Origin of the sequence: Paenirhizobium selenitireducens ATCC BAA-1503 (genome assembly GCF_000518785.1) — a bacterium.
In the GTDB taxonomy this organism is placed as follows: domain Bacteria; phylum Pseudomonadota; class Alphaproteobacteria; order Rhizobiales; family Rhizobiaceae; genus Allorhizobium; species Allorhizobium selenitireducens.
This window is the reverse complement of the sequence record NZ_JAEG01000010.1, coordinates 23,148-48,411: the sequence shown is the minus strand read 5'-3', so window position 1 is coordinate 48,411 and position 25,264 is coordinate 23,148. Positions and strand designations below refer to the sequence as shown.

At 62.0% G+C, this 25,264-nt stretch carries 25 protein-coding genes and 1 pseudogene; 9 read left to right on the top strand and 17 right to left on the bottom strand.

From position 1 onward, the window contains the following. Positions 1 to 51: 51 nt before the first annotated feature. Together L867_RS0115060 and L867_RS0115055 are read right to left on the bottom strand one after the other, a co-directional pair. Entirely contained in the window at positions 52 to 765 is a 714-nt protein-coding gene (locus L867_RS0115060) for an autoinducer binding domain-containing protein (RefSeq protein ID WP_028737659.1), read from the bottom strand. A 233-nt stretch (positions 766 to 998) separates the two neighbouring features. Beyond that, positions 999 to 1,691 (bottom strand): winged helix-turn-helix domain-containing protein, encoded by a 693-nt coding sequence (locus tag L867_RS0115055; protein WP_169734087.1) that lies wholly within the window; start codon positions 1,689 to 1,691, stop codon positions 999 to 1,001. Positions 1,692 to 1,757: 66 nt separating this feature from the next. On the opposite strand from L867_RS0115055, the gene L867_RS27750 reads away from it, so the two are divergent. From L867_RS27750 to L867_RS0115045, 3 genes are read left to right on the top strand one after another with little or no spacing between them, the layout of a single operon-like run. Further along, a complete protein-coding gene (locus L867_RS27750) occupies positions 1,758 to 1,997 on the top strand; it encodes a hypothetical protein (RefSeq protein WP_169734086.1) in 240 nt (79 codons plus the stop codon). 55 nt (positions 1,998 to 2,052) lie between these two features. Beyond that, positions 2,053 to 2,751, top strand: coding sequence for a winged helix-turn-helix transcriptional regulator (locus L867_RS0115050; protein ID WP_028737657.1), 699 nt, complete (start codon positions 2,053 to 2,055; stop codon positions 2,749 to 2,751). 34 nt (positions 2,752 to 2,785) lie between these two features. Beyond that, positions 2,786 to 4,153 carry an amidohydrolase family protein gene (locus tag L867_RS0115045; protein WP_028737656.1) on the top strand — a complete coding sequence of 456 codons (1,368 nt, stop codon included), beginning with the start codon at positions 2,786 to 2,788 and terminating at the stop codon, positions 4,151 to 4,153. 56 nt (positions 4,154 to 4,209) lie between these two features. Here the strand turns inward: L867_RS0115045 and L867_RS0115040 are convergent, their stop codons facing one another. Beyond that, a complete protein-coding gene (locus tag L867_RS0115040) occupies positions 4,210 to 5,556 on the bottom strand; it encodes an MmgE/PrpD family protein (protein ID WP_028737655.1) in 1,347 nt (448 codons plus the stop codon). A 1-nt stretch (position 5,557) separates the two neighbouring features. Then, positions 5,558 to 6,805, bottom strand: coding sequence for an ornithine cyclodeaminase (locus L867_RS0115035; RefSeq protein WP_332308401.1), 1,248 nt, complete (start codon positions 6,803 to 6,805; stop codon positions 5,558 to 5,560). Between the two features lie 339 nt (positions 6,806 to 7,144). Between L867_RS0115035 and L867_RS27435 the strand changes: the two genes are divergently transcribed. Continuing rightward, the gene (locus tag L867_RS27435; RefSeq protein ID WP_146086544.1) at positions 7,145 to 7,327 is read left to right on the top strand and encodes a hypothetical protein; all 183 of its coding nucleotides are present in this window, start codon (positions 7,145 to 7,147) and stop codon (positions 7,325 to 7,327) included. A gap of 149 nt (positions 7,328 to 7,476) precedes the next feature. Here L867_RS27435 and L867_RS25395 read toward each other — a convergent pair whose 3' ends face one another. The 9 genes from L867_RS25395 to L867_RS0114985 form a co-directional block, all read right to left on the bottom strand. Next, positions 7,477 to 7,854, bottom strand: a complete 378-nt coding sequence (locus L867_RS25395; protein ID WP_037173542.1) for a hypothetical protein — start codon at positions 7,852 to 7,854, stop codon at positions 7,477 to 7,479. A 171-nt stretch (positions 7,855 to 8,025) separates the two neighbouring features. Next, entirely contained in the window at positions 8,026 to 8,412 is a 387-nt protein-coding gene (locus L867_RS0115020) for a helix-turn-helix domain-containing protein (RefSeq protein ID WP_169734085.1), read from the bottom strand. Between the two features lie 161 nt (positions 8,413 to 8,573). Further along, positions 8,574 to 9,449: a carbon-nitrogen hydrolase family protein gene (locus L867_RS25390; protein ID WP_051439007.1), complete on the bottom strand. Its 876-nt coding sequence runs from the start codon at positions 9,447 to 9,449 to the stop codon at positions 8,574 to 8,576. Then, positions 9,446 to 10,099, bottom strand: a complete 654-nt coding sequence (locus L867_RS0115010; protein ID WP_028737652.1) for an RraA family protein — start codon at positions 10,097 to 10,099, stop codon at positions 9,446 to 9,448. The genes L867_RS25390 and L867_RS0115010 overlap by 4 nt, the downstream gene beginning before the upstream one ends. 35 nt (positions 10,100 to 10,134) lie before the next feature. Then, positions 10,135 to 11,001, bottom strand: a complete 867-nt coding sequence (locus tag L867_RS0115005) for a TauD/TfdA dioxygenase family protein (protein ID WP_028737651.1) — start codon at positions 10,999 to 11,001, stop codon at positions 10,135 to 10,137. 115 nt (positions 11,002 to 11,116) lie between these two features. After that, positions 11,117 to 12,202, bottom strand: a complete 1,086-nt coding sequence (locus L867_RS0115000; RefSeq protein WP_028737650.1) for an ABC transporter ATP-binding protein — start codon at positions 12,200 to 12,202, stop codon at positions 11,117 to 11,119. Beyond that, complete coding sequence (locus L867_RS0114995; RefSeq protein ID WP_028737649.1) at positions 12,199 to 13,002, bottom strand: ABC transporter permease; 804 nt, start codon at positions 13,000 to 13,002, stop codon at positions 12,199 to 12,201. Before L867_RS0114995 ends, L867_RS0115000 begins: the two co-directional genes overlap by 4 nt. Then, positions 12,999 to 13,898, bottom strand: a complete 900-nt coding sequence (locus L867_RS0114990; RefSeq protein ID WP_028737648.1) for an ABC transporter permease — start codon at positions 13,896 to 13,898, stop codon at positions 12,999 to 13,001. The genes L867_RS0114995 and L867_RS0114990 overlap by 4 nt, the downstream gene beginning before the upstream one ends. Positions 13,899 to 13,908: 10 nt before the next feature. Further along, positions 13,909 to 14,955, bottom strand: coding sequence for an ABC transporter substrate-binding protein (locus tag L867_RS0114985; protein WP_028737647.1), 1,047 nt, complete (start codon positions 14,953 to 14,955; stop codon positions 13,909 to 13,911). An 854-nt stretch (positions 14,956 to 15,809) separates the two neighbouring features. Between L867_RS0114985 and L867_RS0114975 the strand changes: the two genes are divergently transcribed. After that, entirely contained in the window at positions 15,810 to 16,700 is an 891-nt protein-coding gene (locus L867_RS0114975; RefSeq protein WP_028737645.1) for a LysR family transcriptional regulator, read from the top strand. Between the two features lie 42 nt (positions 16,701 to 16,742). On the opposite strand, the gene L867_RS0114970 is transcribed toward L867_RS0114975, so the two are convergent. Genes L867_RS0114970 through traA form a run of 3 tightly spaced genes read right to left on the bottom strand, consistent with a single transcriptional unit; the run spans position 16,743 to position 21,782 of the window. Then, complete coding sequence (locus L867_RS0114970; protein ID WP_028737644.1) at positions 16,743 to 17,906, bottom strand: conjugal transfer protein TraB; 1,164 nt, start codon at positions 17,904 to 17,906, stop codon at positions 16,743 to 16,745. Further along, entirely contained in the window at positions 17,896 to 18,462 is a 567-nt protein-coding gene (traF, locus tag L867_RS0114965) for a conjugative transfer signal peptidase TraF (RefSeq protein WP_028737643.1), read from the bottom strand. Before traF ends, L867_RS0114970 begins: the two co-directional genes overlap by 11 nt. Next, positions 18,459 to 21,782 (bottom strand): Ti-type conjugative transfer relaxase TraA, encoded by a 3,324-nt coding sequence (traA, locus tag L867_RS0114960; RefSeq protein ID WP_028737642.1) that lies wholly within the window; start codon positions 21,780 to 21,782, stop codon positions 18,459 to 18,461. The genes traF and traA overlap by 4 nt, the downstream gene beginning before the upstream one ends. Before the next feature lie 248 nt (positions 21,783 to 22,030). Between traA and traC the strand changes: the two genes are divergently transcribed. The 4 genes and pseudogenes from traC to L867_RS28175 form a co-directional block, all read left to right on the top strand. Beyond that, the gene (gene traC / locus L867_RS0114955; RefSeq protein WP_028737641.1) at positions 22,031 to 22,327 is read left to right on the top strand and encodes a conjugal transfer protein TraC; all 297 of its coding nucleotides are present in this window, start codon (positions 22,031 to 22,033) and stop codon (positions 22,325 to 22,327) included. 4 nt (positions 22,328 to 22,331) lie between these two features. After that, positions 22,332 to 22,547 (top strand): type IV conjugative transfer system coupling protein TraD, encoded by a 216-nt coding sequence (gene traD, locus L867_RS0114950; RefSeq protein ID WP_028737640.1) that lies wholly within the window; start codon positions 22,332 to 22,334, stop codon positions 22,545 to 22,547. After that, entirely contained in the window at positions 22,534 to 24,426 is a 1,893-nt protein-coding gene (traG, locus tag L867_RS0114945; protein WP_028737639.1) for a Ti-type conjugative transfer system protein TraG, read from the top strand. Before traD ends, traG begins: the two co-directional genes overlap by 14 nt. A 378-nt stretch (positions 24,427 to 24,804) precedes the next feature. Then, positions 24,805 to 24,900 (top strand): annotated as a pseudogene (locus L867_RS28175) (transcriptional regulator); the annotation flags it as partial. Positions 24,901 to 24,963: 63 nt separating this feature from the next. Here L867_RS28175 and L867_RS0114940 read toward each other — a convergent pair. Beyond that, positions 24,964 to 25,260: a helix-turn-helix transcriptional regulator gene (locus L867_RS0114940; protein WP_028737638.1), complete on the bottom strand. Its 297-nt coding sequence runs from the start codon at positions 25,258 to 25,260 to the stop codon at positions 24,964 to 24,966. Between the last annotated feature and the right edge of the window lie 4 nt (positions 25,261 to 25,264).

The following is a 25,264-nucleotide window of genomic DNA, read 5'->3' as shown; positions in this document are numbered from 1 at the left end:
ACATCCACGCGATGACGTCCTGGCCCTGCCCGGGGAATAGCGCAGTGAGGTTCAGATCAGCATCAGTTTGGCGGCGAGTGCGGTAGCCTGCTGGAGTGTGACGGCCTCAAGCTTTTCCTTGGCGGCATCGATGTAGAAGCGCACGGTATTGTATTTGATGCCGGCAAGCTGGGCCATTTCGGCCATCGACTTGCCCTCGGCCGCCCAACGCAAGCACATGATTTCGCTCTCGTTCAGCGCGACCAGGGCGGGATTGCCACCAACCTTGCCGCGGCGGGAAAATGCCGCATGGATCATGGCCGCCGCTGCCGCCGCCTGCACGGCATCCATGTTGCGTGCATTTTCCAGGCTGGTGGCGCGGGATGAGGCAAGGGTCAGAATGGCGAATTGGCCAAAGCCGGTGCGCACCGGAATGGAAAACCCGGCGCGAATATTGAATTCGGCAGCCTCTTCATGGAAGCGTCTCAAATCGCCCTCCATGCTTGAGCGTCCACCCTCCAGCGACCAGCAGAACGCCCGCAGACCACGTTTGGCCGCGGTAATCACCGGGTCGATCCGACTGTAGGACCGTTCGAGATAGTGCCCCTGCCATTCGCTCGGGTAGTTCGACACCGCAAGGCAGCGTTTCGCCCGGATGTGAAGATAGGCGTAGAACTCAAATCCGTGATCCAGGGCAAAGTCCTCGACCGCGGACTTCAGGTACCGCTCTCCCAGGGCGGTTAAACTGGCTTCAATCAAACGGTCGAAAGGGTGTTTTTTCGCCATGGTCGCCCAACTCCATCAAATGATGGATGACCATCCCGCTGGGCGCTTCGCGAAGAGAGCCATTCAGCGGCGATGACATCACAAAAAGCTCAAAACAGATCGTGCCCAGGGGCCAAAACGTAGTGTGCTACACGGTATAGCTGCCTTGATCTTCGATGCAACCTCACGGGGCCAGCAGCAATAAAACTTAACAATTGGGGTAGCGCCGTGAGAGCCGAGTGGCCAGGCGCGATTTAGAGGTCGACTTCGACGACGGGCGTAAAGAGGTAGCCGCCCATTCGGATGGTCTTGATCAATTCGGGATGATGGGGGTCGGTTTCGATCTTGCGGCGCAACCTGCTGACATGGACGTCTATGCTACGCTCGACCGGGTTCGCCGTCCCGGCATGGGTCAAGGCGAGAAGCCTCTCGCGAGAAATCGCCTGGCCCTGGTTTCGACAGAAGGCCCACAGCAGATCGAATTCGGCAGCGGTCAGCTCGACGGCTATGTTCAACGGATCACGCAGCAGCCGGACGTGCGGATCGATGGTCCAGCCATTGAACCGCATGGCCGTGCGAAGCGACAGGGCCGCGGCTCCAAAGGATGCCCTGCGCAGGAGACTGTGGATCCTCGCCTGGATTTCCCGCAGGCCGGTCGTGCGGGCAAAGCTGTCATCGGCGCCAGCCTCCAGAGCCGCAATAAGGGCGTCCTGATCCCCTGCGCGGACCAGCACGATGATCGCAACCATACTGACGGCTCGAACGCTGCGGCACAGAGAAATGGCATCCTCTCCCGGTAAGTCGGCATCCAGGATGAGAAGATCGATGCCGCGGGACCGCAGCACCCTGCGCATGGCACTGGCATTGGCCGCAAGCCTGACCGATGCCGACATGGCCAATGCCTCGACAATCGGGCGGGTGATGCCTTCATCTGCGGCAACGATCACGATCTCCGCTTCACGTGCTGCTGCTCTGCCTCGCTTCAAATTCACCCCTCGTATGGATGCTTGCCCATGATCACCGGTTTCTGGCATGGCAGATCGAAGTCGCAGACCGCCTCTGCCGACCCCGCAGACGCAACTTTGCGGCGCACAAATGAATACGGCAACTTTTTGGCCGGGTGCCAAGGCACAAAACTGCGAGTTGGTCTTCGAACTGTGAACGACCGCCGCAACAATTCTTCACAAGTGGCGTGCACGAAGGATTTGAACCGGCAGGCATGCGGTGCGATCCTGTTGACTGGCCTGGCGTGATGATGCGGGCGGCGCGCTGGCCAGTACCCGACAATTGCCGTTCACGAGAACCCCCGTGAAACCTCTGATCGTCGTCAGTTCTGGCAATTCGGAATTCAGTCTTTTCGCTCGCCATATTCTCGAGAATCATGGCTTTGCGGTCGCCTTGGCGATCGACGCAGGGACCACCCGGACGAGGGTGGTGGAAGGAGACGTCGATGCCATCCTGATCGATGGGCACCTGGCTGATGCACTGGCGCTTTGCAGGTGGCTGAAAAATGATCCGGAGACGTCACGCGCCAAGATCGTCGCGCTCATAGACCAGGAGCCGGAGAGCGACTACGCAGCCTTCGTCAATGCCGGTATCGACGAAGGCTTCGTCCGTCCAGTGGAACCCCGGCGGCTTATCCGTGCCCTTGAGGAAATGACTGCCACAAGCCTCCCGTCTGACGGGGGAGGCGAGGGGGCGCGATACCTGACCTATGCTGATATCGAGGTCGATCTTTACACCCGGCGCGTGCGGCGCGCCGGCCAGGAAGTCCGGCTGACCTCGATCGAATTCGAACTGCTCCGGCAGTTCATGGAGGAACCGACCAGAGTGTTCGACCGCGAGGCGCTGATCAGAGCCGCATGGCCGCGGGGAACATTTGTCGATCGGCGCACGGTCAACATACACGTCGGACGATTGAAGCGCCGGCTGATGGCGGCACAGCCTGCAAACGTCATTCGAACGGTCCGGGGATCCGGTTATGCCCTGGACACGGAAAATCACTGACCACGACTGTGGTCTTCGAATGGAGGATACCGCGATGGCATATGATGACAATCTGCTCCTGAGCGGCGGCGCGCTCATCACCGGCGACGGGACGACCTTGCTTGAACGCGGCGCAGTTCGCATTCGCGCCACGCGGATTGTCGATGTCGCGGCGGGCCAACATGCGCCCGAAGAGGGCGAGACGGTCCTCAATACTGAAGGCTGCACAATCCTTCCCGGTATCATCAATGCCCACGCCCATGGCTGTGTCCGCGGCCCCTCGATGCCGAGTGGCTCCATGCCATTCACCCCATCCGACGTCATTTACCAGCGCAACCGGCATTTGTTGTCGGGAACGACGACACTTGTGAACGTCTGTGGCCTGGCCATGGCCGACGAGGTCGAGGAGGCTGGCTCGACGCACCCCCTGGACATCCACATTGCGACCGCCCACACACCGTCAAACATCGCGGCAGCCCTTGCCGTGGATGGCAAGGGACTGAGCGCGCGGCATCGCAACGCGACGGTCGATGAACTTGTGGCCGCAGGCTGCAAGGTGCTGGGCGAAGCGGGTGGAGGACAGACGCTCGGCGGCGGTGCCCAGGATTATCGCTTTATCCCCGCGGCTGTCCGACAAGCAACGGGTGCGGTGATCACGCCCGCAACCGCGCGGGCTTTGAAGGAGGCGGTGCTCGGCCGATTCCTGGACGGGACCGGGGCTTTGGAGGACGATGCCCTGGATGCGCTCCTCGACCAACACGGCCTTGGCAGACAGTTGAGCGTGTCGGCCCTGCGCGACCTCATCCACGACAGCGTGATGCGGCCCGTCGCCCTGTCGTTCGCCGGTCTCGAAGAGATTGCCGCAGCATCAGCCAGGCTCGCCCTGCCGGCGATCTTCCACAATGCGGCCCCCACGGCAAAGACGCTGCTGAGCCTGGCGAGACGTTATCCTGCGGCACGGATGATCGCCGGTCATTCCAACCACCCGTCCTTTCTGCCAGAGGAGGCCGTGGAGAGCGCAAAGGCAATGCGGGCATCAGGCATTACGATCGATGTCTCCACACTCGACATGGTGCAAACCCGCTGGCGCAATAGGCCGGAGAACCTGGATGCCCTGATCGAGGCCCGTCTCGTCGATACGATCTCGACGGATTTCGCCGGTGGCGACTGGGACAGCATACCGGCTGCCCTGCACCGCATGATCGCCTTGAAACAATTGGCGCCGCCCGAAGCCGTTGCTCTTGCAACGGGCAAGCTTGCCGGCGTCTTTCCCGAACTCGCAGGCGATCGCGGCGTGCTCGCCAAGGGCAAGAGGGCTGATGTCACCGTCGTGGAGAGCCATAATTTCAGCCGCGTCCGCCATGTGATCATCGCCGGCAGACCGGTGGTGTTGAACGGCATGCTGACCCAGCAGCCCCAATAGGCGGGCCTGGCCCGGCCGATGGCGCGAGAAGCCGGTAGAAATCGTCGCGGATCTGACTATGCGGTTCCAAGCTCCCGCAACAGATCTTCGCGGTTGCCGTCTCCCAGGCCGCGTACTGATTGGATGAGGGCCGCCTGCTTTGCCGGGGAAATCGAGTGACGGGTCACCAGGCGGAATTTTTCCTCGATCGCGATCCATGACATCGGGCGCGCCGGATCGCCCACTGGACCGACGCGCGGGGAAATCAGGCGCTGTCCCTCCCGTGTTGTCACGATGACGCGCGCAAGCGTCTTGCGCGGAAACGCCTTCTCGGCAATCGACTCTTCGGCGAGGTGAACATTTCGGGCAAACCGGGCAAGATCGGGTCGATCGAGCAGGGAGGTCGAGATGGGCAAAAGGCCCTCACGACCTTCGACCGCGGCGACCGCCAGGCAATAGGGAAGACTGTATTGCAGCTCGACGATATTTTGCGGGTCGCTGACGTTTCCAAGCTTGAGCGCCCACCGAAAAGTCTGAACATCGACGCGCTCTATATCGAGAGAACGGAACCGGTTCTGCTCTTGCAGCTGGAAAAAGGCGTCGAGGGCCGGATGAATGTAGCGGCAGCAGGCATAGGGCTTGAAATAGGTATCCAGAATCTCCCAGCGCCGGCCCAGGCCCCGGCAGATCCGGCGAGCCTCGTAGAAGCGGCCGTAATCGAGGATATCCATCGGACCGGTATATCCGTTCTTGGCCAGATAGAGCGCCTGCACCCCCAAAGCGGCACTCCAGGCGATCCCTTCCTTGACGAGATTGCCCGTCATTCGGGAATAGCCGGAGCTACCATTGGCGCGTTGGTTGGGGGCAAGTACGCCGGCAATCGCCAGAGCCTGGGCCAGGTGGGCGGCGTCCGCCCTCAAAAGCCTTCCCGCTGCCGCGGCCGCGGCAAAGGACGCCCATCGGCCGGTCTGGCGACTGGCTATTCCCTCGGGATTCTGCGCGGCCGCGACTCTGACCCCCACATCGTAGCCAGCGACGATCGCCGCCAGCATGTCATCGCACGAGACCTGCGAGTGTGTCGCCGCCAGTGTCAGGACCGTCGGGATCACACAGGCACCCGGATGCCCCCGTGCTGATCTGTTGCCATCATCGAGATCAAGGGCGCAGGCGGCAGAACTGTTGACAAGGAGTGCCGAAAGAGGAGAGGCAGTGCACCCGGACATCCAGATCGATGCGGCTCCGGCCCCAAGCGTCTCGGCCGAGGCGGCGCGGGTTGCTGAGGTCGCGGTCGTCGCAATCCCGGCGATTGCAGACCCAAGGAGATCCAGAACGCAGCGCAAGGCAGTCTCTTTCACGGTCGGCGCCATGAGCGAGACGTCCAGTGATCGCGCATGCTCAGCAAGCACGCTGGTGAGATGAACCATGTTATGCCTCGCCGGATAGCTTCAGATACTTCTCGTAGACGGCCTGGACCGTATAGAGATCGAGCATGGGCAGGCCGACGCAGGTAATCGACACCGGCTCTTGCGGATCGATTGCCCATTCTTCGGGCGCGGACAGCTCAAGGATGCCGAGCAGCGGGCCAACCGCTTCGAGCGTCATGCCCTGGCGGGAAAAGTGCAGGGCAAGGCTCTGCGAGTTCCTCCTCGATACGGTCTTCATGTCGTCGCAGGCAACGCGCCCGCGCCGCAGCACTCTTTGGAGAGTGGCCGCAGGGACTTCGTCTCCGCCCAGGTGCAGCGTCACGGCGGCGGGATGGAGTTCGTGATCGTCGAACACCGGGCCTCGGGCATTGGTCGCGGTAACCACGAACGACGCCTCTGCGAGCTTTTCATTGTCGGTGACGGCTTCCACCCGAAAAGGGGTTCGGCCCCTGAAGTCACGCGCAAGCGCCTCGGCGCCCCGAGCGGTGCGACTGCGAACGTAGACCTGCGCGATCCGCGCACCGGCGCAAAAGGCAAGCGCACTGACCACGCTGCGTGCGACCGGTCCGGCCCCGAAGACGAAGACGCTTTCGACCGGACGATCGCGCAGGCAGCGCCTGAACACTTCCGATGCATAGACGCCCGTTCGCGCCGAAGACAGCGATGTGGCATCGAGGATCGCAAGCGGGCGGAGGCTGAACTTCTCCATGAGAACGAAGGTCGAGGTCGAGCGTGGAAGCCCGCGCTCCCGGTTGAAGGCATTCGCACCGATAACCTTCACCCCGCCATAACGGGCATTGACGCTGTAGAGGGCCGATAGTTTCCATCCGAGACGTTCTCCGGAGAACCGCTTCTCCCATTCTCCAAAGCCCGAGGCGGCCCAGAAATCGCCCTCTGGAAGGCTCATGACCGCCTTTCCCCCGAAGGCGACGCCGGATCGGATATCGAGCCAGGCGCTTTCGATCGCCTCGTGCAGCTCGGCAATAGCGAGCTCAGCGCCCATTGCCTCAAGTTCGTCAGCACCAATGAAGCGCGGTGATTTCGGTGCAATCCCAAGCATATTCGCCATTTTCTCCTCCTCGTCGTGACCCGTCATCCAGAAGGGGAAGCTTACGCCGATCGAAGAATGGCACACGCAAAGCCTCGGCAAAGATTTGGCAGGCTCATGGACCGCCAGGTACCGGTCAGGAGAAGAGGTGGCGAAGGGCGCCGCCCGGTCGATATCGCAGCGAACAAGCAAGCGCCGCACTCAGGCGTCTCAAGGGCGATCGAGGGTCCGCGTTTCGACGGCGTTCTCGACGTTCAGCCGTTTTGGGAAGGGCACCACGCGGCATGCGCGCGAACGCGCCTGGCCTGTAGCTTTGCCCCCTTCGTCGAATCCACGCGACCGACGGGCTGGTACTTGCCGCGCCCCATGTGGAGCCAGAGACAAATCGCCTTTGGCCGACGGGGCACCGTGACAGGCAGAAGCCGGATCGGGCGCACTTTTCCAGAGACGCCCACAAGATTGTCCCTCGCAATTGTTTCCACTTATGGTAGATTTTCCCTGCGGCTTTGAGATACCTTCTGGGGGGTATTTATGGGACCAATGGCAGCAGCGCTTGCGGAAGCGAAATTGATGGCGGAACGGCAGGGCAGCCCTTTGCTCGGCTATCTAATCGAAATGGCTTTGATACAGTGCGTGGACGAGGAGGCAGCGCGCGAGCAAGGCAAGCAGCCGCCGAATTCGCCGCTGCGGGATATGGATGACAGAACTCGAGCAACTCCGTGAACTCCTTTGCCGCCTGAAGGCTCAGGCGACAAGCGAGAAGCGGGAATTGCTGGCCCATCGCATCGACCTTGCACTTGCTGAGGTCGACAGACAGATTGTGCTGCGAAAAACTGAGGACCTCCGCCGGCTCCACTGATGTGCCTGATCGTTCATGTCTTGGGCGGAGCACCAGCAGCGGGCTGGACTGCTGCTGGCGCATTGCATCCTTTGCTCATCATCGCTGACTGGATCGCCTGGACCTTGCCCTTGGATACGGCCACGTCGCCTTCCTTGTCCGCGCCGACCACGCTGCCGACCGGGATCCCGATCAGGAAAACACCAAAGGCATCACCGTTTGCCGCGTCGTTCTGCGCCTTGGAAACGGCCGCAAGACCGGTTTGCTCCTTGATCTGTTCCTGGGCGAGCTGCTCGCAGGACAGATTGGTATAGGCGGCCATGGGTATGTCCACGGGCACGATCGCCGAGGGACGCTTGGCGCATCCCCCGAGAGCCACAAGCGCCACGGCACAAAAGATCAGCTTGTTCATGTATTCCCCCCGGTCCCACTCCGACGCACCCCTACGCCAGGTGGCAACAGGCTGACAGTTTGCACGCGCGAGTCAATACCGGGTTTTCAGCAAGCCGATACGAATGCCGGCGCGCGATCGCATCGCTGAAACACAGCAGCGGCGCGGTGCATTTGGGCAAGTCTTGTTGCCCTAAAGGCTGGCCACCGCGCAGACGAGAGCAAGGTATAGCCGACGGATCCTCTTCTCCCTGATGCGATGGAAGGCGCGATTGAGTTCCTGCCCCTCTTCTGTCGACAGGAAGGCGCCGAGTTCAGACGCCTCTTTCGAGCCTTCATTGCTGCTCGCCTCACGGGAAGTGGCGTTGTCGAACAGGAAAGACGGCGACACGCCCAGCAGGTTGCTCATCTTCGAAAGGGGGCCGGACGTCACACGGCTCAATCCGCGCTCGTGCTTTTCAAGCTGATGATGGCTGACACCGATCAGCCGGGCGACCTCCCGGGAACCGAGACCGAGGGCAAGCCGCCGGTCCCTCAATCTCTTGCCGACAAGGGCATCGACGGGTGTTGGCTTGCGCATCTGCCATCCGCTTTCCTGCATGTCGTGGAGTTGGTCGGGGCGACCTATCCTTCATAGGCGAAAACAGACATGTCGAACCCACCCTTCTCGACCTTTCACGAAAACACTGGCCTGGATGGGCCGTGCAACATCGCGAGCTTGTTCGCCCTGGAGGCGATCGCTCACTCTGCGGCGAGCCCCGGACCTCCCAGGCGAGCCTCGTTGATCCTGAATGTCGCCAGATCCACGCGGTGTTCGCTCATCGGGATCATGCCTCGAACGGCCTCCACCCGGCTTTTGTCGAGTTCGGCGATCAGCACGCCTTCCTTGTCACCGGTCCCGGCGATGACCTGTCCCCAGGGATCGACCACGAGCGAGTGCCCGAACATGGCGCGGCGCTCGTTCCCCGGAGCAAGATAAGTTCCGCACTGACCGCATGCTGCGAAGAATGCCTGGAATTCGATGGCCCGGGCGCGGCAGAGAACCTCCCAATGATCCTTGCCAGTCTGCCGGGTGAAGGCGGCCGGCAGAACGAACAGATCCACGCCAAAGGACGCGAGCCGATCGAACAGACGGGAGAAGCGCAGATCATAGCAGATCGCGCAGGCCACTCGAAAACCGCCGATCTCGTAGATCAACAGTTCCTGGCCGGCAGCCACGGTGGCGGATTCGAGGTAGCGCTTGCCGTCCGGGGCTGTGATGTCGAACAGGTGGATCTTGCGGTAGGTGCCGATCTCGGTGCCCGTGGAATCGAAGATGACGGTCGTGTTGAAGATCCGCGCGTCACCCGCGACGCGCTCAAGCAGGCTGCCGGCATGGACGGCAACGCGATGATCACGGGCAAAGGCTCGAACCATCTCGTAAGCCTCCCCCCCTGGCACGACATCTGCTGCATTTCTCTTGTCCTGGGGCGTACCGCCCGTCCAGTCGAAATGTTCCGGCAGGATGATCAGATCCGGTCTCTCCACGGAACACGCGTTACCCATCAATCGTTCTGCCTGCGCCAGATTGTAGACGCGGTCAGGTTGGGAGTTCATCTGGATCAGCGCCAACTTCATAGCTTTTGCTCCCTGTCAAAATCGAAAATCGAGTGGCCGGCGGCCAGATGGGATCTCAGCCTTGCCGATCGTTCCTGGCGGGTGAGCGCCATGACGGCAAACGCCCTCATGCTGTCCCGGTCGGCGGCGAAGACGCCCTCATTGTCGGCAAGCACCGCATATCCGGCAAGGATCGCGGCAGCCCCGCAGGCGACTGGCACGTTCAAGGATCCACCGATCCGCACAGTACGGTTCGTGGTCCGCGATGACACGCCCCGGCACCACACGGGCAGGCCGGTAGCCGTGATTTCGGCGATATCCGTGCAGGGACCGTCGATGACGATACCGGCAGCACCTTTCGCCTTCGCCGCCAGGGCAACGCCGCCGCCGACGCAAGCTATGTCATCCCGGTCGACCCGGGAGATGACGAGCATGTCGCCCGGAAGCAGGAGGTCGATCGCGTGATAGATGATGGATCCGTCGCGGCCAGGCGCCGCGACGGTCAGCGCCTGGCCTGCGGCCCTGGCGGGGAAGACAGGCCGAACACCATCGCCGACGAAGCCGAGATGCTCGACATGGCCAATGGTGGCCGTCTCCACTTGGACGAGCAGATCGACCAGATCCTGGGGAAGGGGAGGGTGGCGGTCCGCCACCCTGTAGTTCTCGTTCATGGCTCTGATCCGTTCTCTCAACATGCATCAGCCGGTCAGACCGGACGTTCGCCGGACGTGGTTGTCCGGTGCATGATCCGGATCGAGGACGGGTCGAAGGAATCGCGCCGGTGCATGGTGCAGCGATTGTCCCACATCATGATGTCGCCCTCCTCCCAGACCTGCACGAAGACATCCTTGGAACCTGTCGTGTGATCCCAAAGCTGCGCCAGCAGGCTGCGGCTTTCATCGAGGGGCATGCCGACGATCCATGCGCCTTCGATCGTGCCGCCGAGATAGAGCGCCTTGCGGCCGGTCTCTCCGTGGGTCCGCACCAGCGGGTGGACGATCCCGCTCCATTCGCGGAAATCGGAGCTTGCCGGCTCGGTCTTTCCAAGCCTGAGCTTGCCGGTCTTGTCGTAGACATTCTGGAAGAAGATCTGGCGGCCGGCGACGGCCTTCTTCAGTGTCTCGGGCAAGGTGTCATAGGCGATGTAGGTCGACAGGAAATAGGTATCGCCACCGGACGGTGGAACGGCAATGGCACGCAGAATGGCGCCCGCCGGCGGGCGTTCATAGAACCAGGTATCGGTGTGCCACGTCGCCTCGCTATTGCCCAGCGCGCCGCTCGGCTTGCCGTCCTTCATCACATTGCTGATGACCAGGATCTCCGGGTGGGTGGGGTGGCCGCCCTCCTGCAACTGCTTGGGATGGATGACGAACTCCCCGAAATTACGCGAAAAGCGGACCTGGTCGTCGTCGGTGATGCGGGTCCGCTTGAAGCGCAGGACGCCATATTGAAGCCACAACCGCCGGATCTCGGCGATATCCCGGGCGTCATAGTTCTGAAAATCGAAACCTTCGATGTCAGCGCAGACATTGGTCGAATGCTGTGCGGCCCGAATTCTCTCTTTGATCAGCATGTCTTGTCTCCTTGGGGTAAATTCACTTGAGAACAATGGGATGTTAGGCCTTGCAGGAGATCCGGCTCCAATACCGATGGGGCGGGATTGATAGGCCGGTCCAATCGGTTGCGGGCTAGCGGGCGAGCAGCTGGACGTCTTGCGCAAGAATTGACAGCCGGACCTCCTTGCCAAGCGGCGGCAGCCGACCGGCTGAGCCCGAAGGCAATGTTGCCGAGACAAGAAGATCGCTTGCGATCTCGACAAAAAGCTCGAGCTGCGCCCCGAGATTGACGATGCGGTGCAGCCTGCCGGTCAGCTGATTGGCGTCCTCAGGCGCCGGTTCGCCCTCAGGCAGAAAGCGGATGCTCTCCGGCCGGATGCAACAGAAGCGCATATCCTGGCCGGACCAAGCCGCAGCCGAGCGCAATCGCAGCGCGCCATCCGCTACCGCGAAATCGAGATGAGGCGGACGCAAGACGAGATCCGATATGGGCAGGATGTTGGACCTTCCAATGAAGTCGGCCACGAAACTCGTCTGCGGGCGGCCGTAGATGTCCGCAGGAGTCCCCTCCTGCGCGATCACCCCCTGCCACATGACGACGATCCGGTCCGACATGGCCATGGCCTCTTCCTGATCATGGGTGACATAGACAAATGTCATGCCGAGGGCTTCCTGGATCTCCTTCAGCTCGACCCGCATCGCCTCGCGAAGCTTAAGATCGAGATTGGAGAGCGGCTCGTCCAGCAGAAGAACGGAAGGGCGCGGCGCTATGGCGCGCGCAAGCGCCACGCGTTGCTGCTGGCCGCCGGACAGTTCCTTGGGATAGCGGGCCGCGAAGGCTTCGAGATGGACCCCGCGAAGCGCATCGCGAACCGCCACGGCAATCTCGGAACGCGATGCGCCGCGCATGCGCAGGCCGAAACCGACGTTTTCGGCGACGGTCATATGGGGGAAGAGGGCATAGTTCTGGAACACAAGGCCGATATTGCGCCGCTCGGGAGGAACGCGGACCTGGCTTTTACCGCGGATGCGGATGTCGCCATAAGACGGCGCGTTGAACCCGGCGATCATGTTGAGCGTCGTGGTCTTGCCGCAGCCCGAGGGTCCCAGAATGCTGACAAATTCCCCTCTTGGAATCTGCAGACTGATGTCCTTCACCACGGAAACCGGTCCGAATGACTTGCTGACGGATACGAGTTCGATGTCGATACTGTTCATTTGCTGCCACCATGGATCTGGGCGGAGAAGCCGCCGACCTTTTCGAAGGTAAAGATTGCCGCGAGGATGAAGAACATCGACGCGACGTTGACGGCCGCCAGCACCGGATCAAGGCTGTATTCGAGATAGTTGATCACGGTGATCGGCAGGGTCGTGTCGCCGGGCCTCACGAGGAAGACCGAGAGCGGAATGTTGTTGAAGGAGATGATGAAGGCGAAGGTGACGCCGGAAAGCACACCCGGCTTGACCATCGGGAGCAGGACATGGACCAACCGCTGCGGCTTGCTGGCCCCCAGGATTTGCGCCGCGCGATCCAGACCCCGATCGAAATTGGCGATCGAGGTCGCGACCATTCGCGTGACGAAAGGCAGGGCCAGGACGACGTGTGCCGCAATGAGGGCTGGCGTGCCGAGCAGGCCCTGAAGACCGACCTGCGAGAGGAACAGCACGATGGCGACCCCCTTCACGATCTGCGGCACGGAAAGGGGCGACAGAAGAAAGGCCATGATCGCGTCGCTGCCGGAAAGGCGCTCATAGACGAGCGCATAGGCGGCAAGCAGTCCGAGAACTCCGCTTATCGCTGCCACGGCGGCGGCCACCTGCACGCTCAGCAGGAACGGCTCGAGCCAGCGCGGAGAGGCGAGATCCGCATACCAGCGCAACGTCCATTGCGAGGGATCGAATGAAACTGCGGACGTCGGACTGAGCGAGGCCGCGACGACCACGACAATCGGCAATGTGATGAAGGCGAGTACGGCAAGCAGCGCCAGCCAGAATAGAATGCCGGTGATCCTGTTCATGACGCATCTCCTGAGCGGCCGTTCCGCACGGCGCGCCTGCGCGCCTCAAATCGGATACCGATGAAGGAAACCGTGAGCATCATCAGCAGCAGCGCATTGGCAAGCACCGCCGCGAAAGGCCAGTTGACGTAGAAAAGCACCTGTTCGTAGACCATCGTCGCCAGAACCTTGAAGCCGGAGCCGCCGAGAAGGGCCGGTGTGGCATAGGCGCTGGCCGCCATGGTGAACGAGATCAGCAGAGAACTGACGATTCCGGGCACGGAGAGCGGCAGGACGACATGCCGGATCACCGAAGCACGCGAGGCGCCCAGCATTTGTGCTGCCCGTTCCAGATTGGGGTCGATGCCCTGGATGCTCGTCATCAGCGAGAGGATGCCGAAGGGCAGCACGACATGCGTCAGTCCCACGACGACGGCGAAGAGATTCTTCGACAGGGGCAATGGCGCGCTGATCATGCCAAGATGCAGGAGCGCGTCATTGATGAAGCCCCTGTCCTCCAGAATGATCAACCAGCCGTAGGTGCGCAGGACCACGCCGGCAAGTTCCGGTGCCAGCGCCAGCGCAAAGACGATCGCCCTGGTCCGGCCTTTGCTGCGCGCCAGGAAATAGGCGACCGGATAGCCGAGTATCGTCACGCTGACTGCCACCAGCAGCGACATCAGTGCCGTGCGGCCAATTCCGGCAAGAGAAAGACCGTCGGTGAGAAACCGATGGTAATTGGCAAGGGACGGGGCGCCCGACGTGGCGTCGGAAAAGCTGATGCCGATCATCAGCCCCATCGGAAGGGCAAAGAAGAGGCCGAGCACGAACAGGGATGGAGACAGGGCGCCGTAGAGGTGCGACCTGCCATCCCCGCGGACGGAGGCCGCGGGAAGCTTGAGGACAAGAGTATTCATCATGGCCCTCTCAGTTCGCCGCGGGCACGACTTCGCGCTCCCAGCGATCTGCCCAATCCGGCAGGCGCTCAGCGACAATTGCGAGGTCCGGCAGAAGCAGGGTCTTCAGATCGGCTTCGGTCGTGATCTGCCGTTCACGAAGCGCTTCCGGCACCTCGATATCGGCACGGGCGCTGCCCACCTTGTAGCCGGACACCCAGGCTTCCTGGCTCGACTTTTCGAGGAAGAAATTGATGAACTTCAGCGCGGCGGATTTGTTTTCGGCCCCGGCCGGAATGCTGAGCGTGGCGATCAGCGGGATGGTGCCTTCCTTTGGCCGAACATAATCGACCGGCTCACCGGCATCGACCAGCAACTGGGCCCGCCCGTTCCAGAAGGGCATGGCCCAGACCGTCCCGTCCTTGATGTAGCTCTCGAGGATTGCCGAGGATTGCTCGAAGCCGATCGACTGTTCGGCGAGCCTGGCCATCGCGGCGAAGCCCGGATCGAGATCGTCGACAAGACCGCCGCCATTGATCACCGACATGACCTGAAGAAGATCCACCGCCATGACGTTCTGGAACGTCGGAAGAACCACCCTGTCCTTCAGTTCGGGCGCCATGAGCGCGTTCCATGACGTCGGCGCCTGGGACAAGTGGTCGGTTCGATACAGCAGCGACATGTACTGGATCTCGTGGACCGCGCCGCAGGGGCCGGCCACGGCCGCGATACTCGGGGCAAGCGCCGCCAGATTGGGGATGCGCGCCACATCGAGCTTTTCCAGCAGACCTTCCTTGCAGCCCTGCAGCGCCTGCGATGCGGTCATGACGACGACGTCGAAGCCGGGGCGCCCGGCCGTCGCCTTGATCTTGGCATAGTCCTGCGAAGAGGAACCCACCGCATCATAGACGACTTCGATGCCGAATGCCTTGACGAAGGGCTCGATGATCCTTTCGCGGATGATCTGCTCGTAAGGCCCGCCATAGCTGTTGAGGACAAGGGTTTCGGCATGAAGCGGCTCAGCCTGTCCCACAAGGGCCAGCGACAGAAGCACGATTGAGCATCGCGTTGTTTTCATGAATTTTTCTCGCTCTTTTTAAGATTGTTCCCGGAGCGATGGTGAAGCCTGGACACTGCAGCGTCCAATAGCTATCGGGGAGGATTCATGCGCAACGTGTATGAAATGCGTGGGCCGGGCGATCAAGGGCAGTGGCAGCCTCGTGCTCCCCATTGATCAACCTGCAGCGGAGAACCGTGCGCGCGCTGCCGCGAGAACGGCGCAGACTTGCTCCCTGCTTCGGAACTGGTGTCCGCGACATCTGCCGCGAACCCAAATCGTGGCACAACGGCATCACATGTCCGCTCTACTTCTCGGGCATGTTAGCAGCGGACAGACCGCCGCCGGCCCCAAAACGGTCACGACCGACTAGCGCATGAAACGGCGGCTTATGGGGCAAAGGGGAATGTGGGGGGGGGTGAAATTTACCCTAGGGATTACTCGCCTTCAGGCGCACCCCAATTCCGCCTCGAACCATCTCGCCCTCCTCTTCAAAGACGATGCCGGCAGCCTCAAAGGTTAGACGAAGTAGTCTGAGGTTACTCTCACGCATTTCTCCACCTCGCTCAAACGCTCGGATGGACACTGCACTGATGGCCGTACGACTGGCCAAGTCGTTCTGTGTCCAGTCCAGCAGGGCTCGTGCTGCGCGGCATTGGGCGGATTTTATCAACGTAACCTTCTTTTTTCGAAAGTTCAGTATTGAAAACGAAATTAATGGATGCTATGTGCTCTTAAGTTATCTTTTGATTGCTCCGGTTGCAATGATTGGCGGCCGGTATGGATTCGCTGTGCATTGCAGCAGCGGCTCTTTGTGGCCATTACGGTAGCGCTCTTTTGTTGGGCTGCGCTCGATCGAGCGCAGAAGGTGCGTCATGGAAATCCGCCAACTTTCCTACTTCGTGGCGGTTGCCGAAGAACTGCACTTCGGCCGTGCCGCCATGCGGGTGAACATCGCCCAGCCGGCGCTCAGCACGCAGGTGCAGGCGCTGGAGAAGTCTCTGGGGGTGCAGTTGCTGCTGCGCTCGACGCGACGTGTGGAACTGACCAGAGCAGGGGAGGTGTTCTACGATCGCTGTGTCCGGATGCTGAGTGATCTGGAGCTCTCGGCCGAGATGGCGCGATCCGTTGCCGGCAAGACGGTGCGCGAGATCAGGATCGGAACCATCTATCCGGCGACCACCGGCGTGCTGCCGGCGTTCCTGTCGCGCATTGGCCGGAAGTACCCCGATATCCGCCTGCATGTCTCCAATGGCTCGACCAGCGACATCATCCGCCAGCTGGAATGCGGCCGCATCAACCTCGGCTTCATCCGGCCGGTCGAGAACATCGGTTCGTTGCGCTTCTTCTCCATTGCGCATGAGCGCTACCTGCTGGCGGTAGGGCAGGACAATCCGCTGGCCGGTCTCGACGAGGTCTCTGTCTCGGATCTGCGCGACCAGAAGATCATCGGGTTCAAGCGGCAGAACCTCTCCTTCACCGAGCGGTATTTCGCGGAAAAGTTCGATGAGCATGATCTGACCGGCAATGTCGCCTACACCTGCGACGACACCTTCGCGTTGATCTCGCTGGTGTCGGCCGGTCTCGGAGTCGGCTTTGCCCCGGAATGGACGGCCGAGCTTCCTGATCGTGATATCGTCCTGAAGAAGGTTCGGGGCATCGATTTCAGGATCGGGCTTGGGGTTGCCTGGAACAAGGAGGATCCGACGGCGGCGCGTGACGACATCATCGACATTGCCAGGTCGCTCGCACGACCGGGCAGGTGAGGGAAGGGCGGTCCCTCCTATGGTCCCGCGCGCCAGGGGCTGTCAGGTATTAAAAGCCAGAACGAGGGGTTTGCCAAAGAGATGCGCCCAAGCGGTGGCGCTGGCGCGCTGGATGGATACGATGGATGTGCCGACCGTCCACCAGCCGTTGCCAACGGCGACGATTATGTCCGGATCGTACAGCATGGAGTGCAGGACCGGCCAGACAAGAAGCATTTCGTAGCAGATGAGCGGCGCAAGCTTGCGGCCGCCCAGATCGACGACGGGGTTTGAAAAGACATTCGCCCGCACACCGCCACTGACGCCCATCCATGATCGCCAGGGCTGCCACATCGATCCGGGCACCGGCATGCGCTCGAGATAGAGGATCCGTCCGCCGATCTGAGAGACCGCGACCAGAACATTGTCGTACCCATGAGGCGTGATGACCACCGCACCGGCAAGCACGATCAAGGGCCGATCCTCAAGAGCCGTCGTCCACAACCGCTCGACCGTCGGCGTCCAGCTGCCGATTGCGCTTTCCGGAAGCAGAACAGTCCCGATGCCGGCCGCTGCTCGTTCTTGCGCGATCGCAATCAGGGCTCGCTGCCGGGTTAGACCAGCATCGCGCCCAAGCGAGGCGCCAAGGTCGAGATCGACACCCTGCCAACCCACTGGTATTTTGGGCATGGTCCAGAATGCGGCGGACCAGAGCCAGAATCCAGCGAGCAAAATTGTGACCGCCGGCCTGATGCGGGACGTCAGTCCCATCAGGCCGGCAGTTGTTGCGGCAAGCCCCCACCACCCCCATTCCGGAAACACTACACCTGCGGACGTGATCGGATGCGCCCATCCGGTGATGCCAAACGGCGGAATTGCCGTGAGCAGGCAGGCAAGCAGATAGCGAAGGGGCCGCCGTCCCTGGCTTGGTGTCCAGAGCAGGGCGTGAACCATGACGAAGCTCACCGACGCCACGAGCCAGAGCAGCAATCCGGGCCACAGATCCGACTGATAGAAGGCGGCGATCCCTTGGGGCAGCCCCCGCGACGCCGCCAGAAAATAAGCGGCCGACACGAGCGCCGCAGTCCGCCTGCTTTGCGCGAGCGACCAGAGGACCGGAAAGGCGAGCGCGACTGGAAGAAGCAGGACAAGACCGCTCCATGCGACCCAGCCGGCGATAGCGGCGAACGCCGGTAGCACCAGTGTCCGGATCCCCTCACGGCGCATGGGTCAGTACCTCCTGCGCCAGCCCGAGAACGCCGGAAGCGGGCAGGGGACCAAAATAGCGGGAATCGTAGGAGGTCTCGAAGCTGGAATGGAGAAGCACGAAACCGTCCGGGACCACGCCGCCGGGATGGGCAGACAAGGGGCGTCCCTTTGCATCGGCCTTCGCGATGGTCGAATGGGCGATGACGATGCCATCGACGCGGATGTCCTGTCCGACTTCGACCCTCTGCCCGGCCGTGGCAATGACGGTCTTGATCAGCGGCGCGACACCGCCGGCGCACAGGCCGGCCCGCAGGTAGGATCTCTCACGCCCGATACGGATTTCAGGGGTGTCGGGTGGGCAGATGAAGACGAGGTCACCCACCGCGGCCGGCCGGCCGACCGGCCTGATCCGCCAGAGCCCGAGCGGCGCGCTGGGGGTCATGTTGATCCTGTAGCCGCCGAAAAATGCCACCGCACAGAAAATGGCGAGCCCAAGTGCTGCAAGGACCAAGATGGCAAGGACCCTCTTAGCCCTGGTTCGAAGGTGACCGTCGGTGGGCGCAAACGTCTTCATTCCAGTGAAAGCCCCAATGCCCTGGTCTGTCTGAGAGCCTCGGCCTGCTCCAGGGCAAGTGCCGTGCGCTCGTGCGCGGCAAGCCTCTGGACCGCGCGCATGGCGCTCCAGGCCTGCTGCACCTGCGCCTTCTGGCCCGGTGCCATGCCCAAGGTTATCCTCTGGAACGTTTCGCCATCGGCATCTCCCGCGGCCATCGTCAGGAAGGTCCGCTCGCCGAACCGTTCGCAAACCGCCTTGGCAAAACGGTCGAGCTCGACCTTGATCTGTCGGTCGGCCAGGGCGAAGGCCAATGCTGAGGGCAGATCGTTTCGATCGATCGCATCGCGCACGCGCTCGAGCACGTCACCGGCGCGGGCCGAGAGCGCCGGAATGTCGATCGACAGCGCCTGGCGCCGGACAAGCTCTTCTCCCCGGTAGAGCCGCTCGGCGCCCTCCCTCAGGCGCAGATAATTCTCAAGACTTTCGACGAGGATGGGAGCGTTCTTCTCGGCGCGCTGGCGATCCTGTCTATCCGTGCGAGTGACAATGAGACCAGTCTTGCCCTTCAGCCTGCCGAAGTGCTCGGGCTCCGCGGCAAGCCTCGCCAGCGTCGATCTGGCGAGAGGCTCATTCGTCAGCATCGCATCGATATTGATCGCCTTGAAGGCGGCCTCCGGCGCTGCATAGACAAGACGGAAGCGGGTCGACACATCCTCCCACTGCCGTTTCAGGACGGTGTCGGCTTCGAGCTTGTCAGCCACCACCTGTTCAAGCGTCTTGGCAAATGTCGTGATGCCGCCAACCATGGGCTTTGCCTCCTTGGCGAGGTCCTGGATCGATTGCTGGAACGGGTTGGTCTTCGCGAGGGGGAGAAGGCCGAGCCTGGCACCGAAGACCGCCAGGCGGCTTGCCAGATCAACGAGTTTCTGTTTTTGGCGGACCGTCCATTCCAGCCGGTCGCGCACCAGCGTTCGCGCCACGTGGACGAGATGCAGACCGCGGGCTTCGGCAAAGCGCAGTGCCTGGCCGTAGAGTGCGCCTCTCTCATAGTCGAGCGTCGTCTCCTTGGCATTCCTGCGCGACAGGATGGGGATGAGGCCGCCGGCCTTGGAAAAGGAGCGGCGGCCGTAGTAGACCGCGAGATCCTCGCGGTGGCGGGTCATGGCGACATAGACCAGATGGCGGTCGAGCGAGAGCGAGGCGAGCACCTTTACCCGATCGACCGTCGCGCCCTGGGCCTTGTGGATCGTGGTTGCGTAGCCGTGATCGAGATTGCCATAGAAGCGGCTCTCGACGACGACCCGTCGGCGGTGTTCGCCCTCTGCGATCTCGGCGGTGATGCGGTTCGGTGCCGCTTCCACGACCTTGGCCAGCATGCCGTTCTTCACGCCAAGCGAGGTTTCGTTTTTCAGGAAGACGATCTGGTCGCCGGCGGCAAACAGGCGATCGCCATCCTCCGTTTTAAAGACAGACCCCTCTGTGACCATGCCGCGCTCGACGAGTTTCGCACGCGCCATCTCATTCAGCATCGCCACATCGCGTCTGAGATGCGCGAGGATCAGCGAGGTTTTTGCCGGATCATAATCGCGGTTCCAGTGGGCGACGAGTTGGCTCACCGCCTGGTCCTTCAGCTCGGCACCGATCAGTCTCCCGTGGGAGCGATAGGTTTCCACCGCCTTGCCGACCCTGCCACGCGCCAGATCAAGCGAGGCGTCGCGCATCCACTGCGCGCGCTGGCGATAGATGGTTTCGAGCTCGGCATAGCCGATCCGCTCAGTGATGGCGCGGAACGGCGCACCCGCCTCGATCGGCTGCAGCTGTTCGGGATCGCCGACCAGAACCAGCTTGGCGCCGGACCGGGTGACGGTGTCGACGATCAGCCCCATCTGCCCGGACGACACCATGCCGGCCTCGTCCAGCACGAAAATGGTCCTGTCGTCGAGCTGGTTTTTGCCCTTGCTCCAGGCCAGCTCCCAGGAAGACAGCGTGCGCGAGGCAATGCCCGCTTCGCTCGAGAGACCTTCGGCGGCTTTGCCGGCCAGTGCCCCACCGACCACGCGATATCCGGCAGTTTCCCAGGCCTCGCGGGCTGCCTTCATCATGGTGGTCTTGCCGGCCCCCGCACGGCCGATCACCGCAGCGATCCGCTCAGGTCCTGAGACATGGGCGATTGCCGTTCGCTGCTCCTCAGACAAGCGGGCATGGCGATCAAAACTCTGTTCCAGCACCGCGTCCCGCACGCCATGCGAGGACTGGCGACCAAGCCAGAGCGACTGCGATCCCATCCGGGCCTCAAGGCGGATAAGCGCCCGGGTCGTGTACTTCGCCGGCGCCCGGACGCCGGTGACAAGCTCGATCCGTTCACGCGTTAGACGCAATGTCTCGGGGCTTCGCAGGATACGCACCATCAGGTTCTGGAAGAGGACCGCATCGTCGATATAGCGGTGCAGGACCTTGGCCACATCCCGGGTGTCGAACACACTCTTTTCCCGGGTGATCAGGTCGAGTACGATTTCCGGACGGCGCTCGATGCGGCGCGCATTCTGCGCCCGGCGCTCTTCCTGGAGGTTACGCCTTTCGAGCGAAAGAACCTCATCGCGCTCAGTTGTCTTGCGCTCGATCGCCTTTGCCCCGACACCGAGATGGACGGTGGGCGTGAGCTCGATGCCCTGTTTTTCAAAAGAGCGGCCATCGACACGGATGTCGAGACCGCCAAGCGCCAGATGCCGGTTCTGGCAGGCAAACCAGCCCTCGCGAAAGATGTTGAAATCGTCCGTGCCGCCGGCCCACAGCGCGTAGACAATTCTGCCGGCATCATTGCGAAGCGGTTGGCCGTCCTCTCCGGCCAAGGCGACCTTCTTCTGCCCGAACCCGTCCACCGTCAGCGGTCGCAAGGTCATCATCAGATGCACATGCGGATTGCCCGGATTGTCATGGATCACCCAGTCGGCCACCATGCCCCTCGCTGTGATATGGCGCTCGACGAAATCCCTGACCAGGGCGATGTTCTGTTCACGCGAGAGCTCGAGCGGCAATGCCATGGTGACGTCCTTGGCGAGCTGCGCATCAGACCGCCTCTCGAAGGCCTCGACCCTGTTCCAGAAGGCTTCCGATGCCCCGGAGACAGAGCGGTCGGCGATCATGGCCCGCAGCCATTGCGGGGCATCGACCGGCAGCGCGAACTCCTCGTGAGCCAAACCCTGCTTGGCGCGGTAATCGACCGTCCGGCCTTCCCGCTCATAATCCATCCTCGCGCAATGCCGGTAGGCTGCCGACATGACGGCACTGCGGCCGGCACCCCGGGCGACGATGCTGACAGAGAAATGCGGAACGGCCACGACAGAACTCCTTCCCCGGTTGGAAACAAGACCCGTCGGTTCGACGAGCCGCGGCCCCGCCAGACGCTTCGGCAACACGTCGCGATAGCGACGTATAATTGCGCCCTTGGATCCGCTCCTTTGGAACGGCGGGATCATGCGCAACGGCGCTCACTTCGCCAACTCGCAGATTTGCGAGTAGATCGGCATGCCGATCTGCGGGACTGTCGTGACATCCAAGGCGAACCGTCAGACAAGGACCCGACCAGATGAAGAAGCCATCCTTCAAGCTTCGCGAAGAAATCGCGAGACTCCAGGAACAGCTGAAACATGCCGAAACGCGTGACGCCGAGCGCATCGGCCGGATCGCCCTGAAATCCGGACTGGGAGAGATCGCGCTTGACGAGGCGGAGCTTCAGGCCGCTTTCGAAGACGTAGCCAGGCGGTTTCGGGCAAGCTCACGACCCTCGAGTGGTGAACAGAGAGGCGGAGAGGTCGCCGGCACCGGCTCCAAAGACAAGACGGTCGCAACTGGCGCGCCTGCGAGCGGCCCTGGCGAGGCTTGAACGCATGGCCCGAACCATTTCATCCGACGCCCGCAGACAAGATACCCGCGAGAAGATTGCGCTCGGCGGACTGATCGTCAAAGCCGGCCTGCGCTTTGAAAAACGCGCGGTCCTGCTCGGCGCCCTGGTCGAGCTCAGCCACCGCCTGAAATCCGACGAGCACGAAAGGACCCGTCTGACGATGATAGGTGTGAAGACGTTCGGTGATGAAGGCGAGTAGGATCGCACTCGTCATCGCACCGTTTGTGCTGATGGTGCTCATCACCATGGGCCTGGACGGGATCGAACAATGGCTTGTCAGCTTCGGCAAGACGGAGGCTGCACGTCGCCTGCTCGGTCGCGCAGGGGTCGCCTTGCCTTACATCCTTGCCGCCGGCAGCGGCACCGCCTTCCTGTTTGCCGGCGCCGGGTCGGGCCAAATCAGGTGGGTTGGCTGGGGTGTCGTCACAGGGGCGGTCGCCGTCATGTCGATCGCAGCCATGCGCGCCACATTGCATCTCATCGGCTCTTCGGCATTGGCGCCGACGGCAAGCGCCGTTTCTACCCAAATCGATTGGGCAACCCTGATCGGCGCAGCAGCGGTCCTGATGGCGGGGTGCTTTGCCCTGCGTGTCGCCATCATCGGCAATGCGGCATTCGTTAAGGCGGAGCCGAAGCGCATCCGCGGCCGGCGGGCCTTGCACGGAGAGGCCGAATGGATGTCGATGGCGCAGGCTGCGAGGCTCTTTCCCGATACCGGCGGGATCGTCGTCGGCGAGCGCTATCGCGTCGACAGGGATGACGTCGCGGCGCAATCTTATCGTAGCGATTGCGCGCAGACGTGGGGGCTTGGCGGCCGCTCGCCGCTTCTCTGCTTTGACGGGTCGTTCGGTTCCTCCCACGGGATCGTCTTTGCCGGCTCCGGCGGGTTCAAGACGACCTCGGTGACGATCCCCACCGCGCTCAAATGGGGCGGGACGCTCGTCGTGCTCGATCCATCGAATGAAGTCGCCCCGATGGTTTCCGGCCATCGCGGACAAGCCGACAGGGCGATCCATATCCTCGATCCGAAGCAGCCGCAGTCCGGCTTCAATGTCCTCGACTGGATCGGCAGTTGCGGCGGAACGAAGGAAGAAGACATTGCCGCCGTTGCCTCATGGATCATGAGTGATAGCGGACGCGCGACCGGCGTGCGCGACGACTTCTTTCGAGCATCTGCTTTGCAACTGCTCACGGCGATGATCGCCGATGTCTGCCTGTCGGGCCAAACGACAGAGGAAAACCAGACATTGCGGCAGGTCCGCACCAATCTCTCCGAGCCAGAGAAGCAGTTGCGCCAGCGGCTTCAGGACATCTACACGAGTTCGGGCTCCGAGTTCGTCCAGCAGAATGTTGCCACTTTCGTCAACATGACACCCGAGACCTTCAGCGGCGTCTATGCCAATGCGATCAAGGAAACGCACTGGCTATCCTATCCGAACTATGCGGCGCTGGTTTCCGGCTCGAGCTTCAGGACGCAAGCGCTGGCGAGCGGCAATACCGACGTGTTCATAAACATTGATCTCAAGACCCTCGAAACCCATTCGGGCCTCGCGCGGGTCATCATCGGTTCGCTACTCAATGCGATCTACAATCGCGACGGTGCAGTCGAAGCCCGCGCGCTGTTTCTCCTCGATGAGGTCGCGCGCCTCGGCTATATGCGGGTCCTGGAGACCGCCCGCGACGCCGGTCGCAAATACGGCATCACGCTCACCATGATCTATCAGTCGATCGGGCAGATGCGCGAAACCTATGGCGGCCGCGACGCCGCAAGCAAATGGTTCGAGAGCGCAAGCTGGATCTCGTTCGCCGCGATCAACGACCCCGAGACTGCCGATTACATCTCGCGCCGCTGCGGGACGACCACGGTGGAGATCGACCAGATCAGCCGCAGTTCCCAGCCGAGGGGATCGTCCAGAACACGCTCGAAGCAGCTTGCAGCGAGGCCTCTGATCCAGCCTTACGAGGTCTTGCGCATGCGTACCGACGAACAGATCGTGTTTACCGCCGGCAATCCGCCGCTGCGCTGCGGCCGCGCCATCTGGTTCAGACGTGAGGACATGAAGGCCTGTGTCGGTTGAACCGGTTCCAAAAGCCCGCCTCGCGTCTGGATAGGGTAAATTCGAGGAGCTCCGATTAATCCGGATCGAAGGGATCGGCAATTATGCTGCCCGCCAGTGCGGGAGAACAGGGTTGCACCGCGAAGACGGTGTCCGTCCACGCCGTGGTGGGCGCTTCCAGCCACGAGCGACCCGCCGGTTCTCAAAATCGAGGGCCGGCGGCACCGGTGCTGCGCGCTTCGGCAAGGCCAACCCGCTGCAGTTGGTCTTGATGCTGATTATTGCCCTTGCCGGGTACGCGACGGTGGGTCGAGCCGGTCCCGTCGACCGGCACGTTGCGTTTGTTTCCACGCAGGCTGCAGATCAGCTTTCGGCATCCCTTGCTGTGAAAGGGGGACCGGAAAGCCAACCGCTCAGATCGGAAAAGCAATTCACGTTCTTCGAACGCAGGGATGCCTGATTGAGATTTCATCTCCCGGCGAGCGACAAGGCTAAAAATCAACAGGTAGTGCTGGAACCAACCAATTCGCCAAAGGGCTCGCGGAGCTTTAACAATGATTAGTTTGTCCGGTCCGCCTGGGCATTCTTGGGGACAAAACCAACCCCGAACCCGAATAGCCGACCAATCTTCTCCAAAGTTTCCAGGGTGGGATTGGCCGTTCCCGCTTCCAGTTCCGCAACTTGGCGCCTGGAGAGCCCAAGCGTTTTGGCGAACTCCTCCTGGGTCATGCCGAAACCTTTTCTGATATCTGAAACGGCTCCAGGCAGCCTTAAGTCACCCGTTCGAGCACGCTCCGCCAATGTTCGCCGGTTTTCGAGGATCTCGTCTTTCGTCGGTTTCTTCCAGCGAGCCATTCAG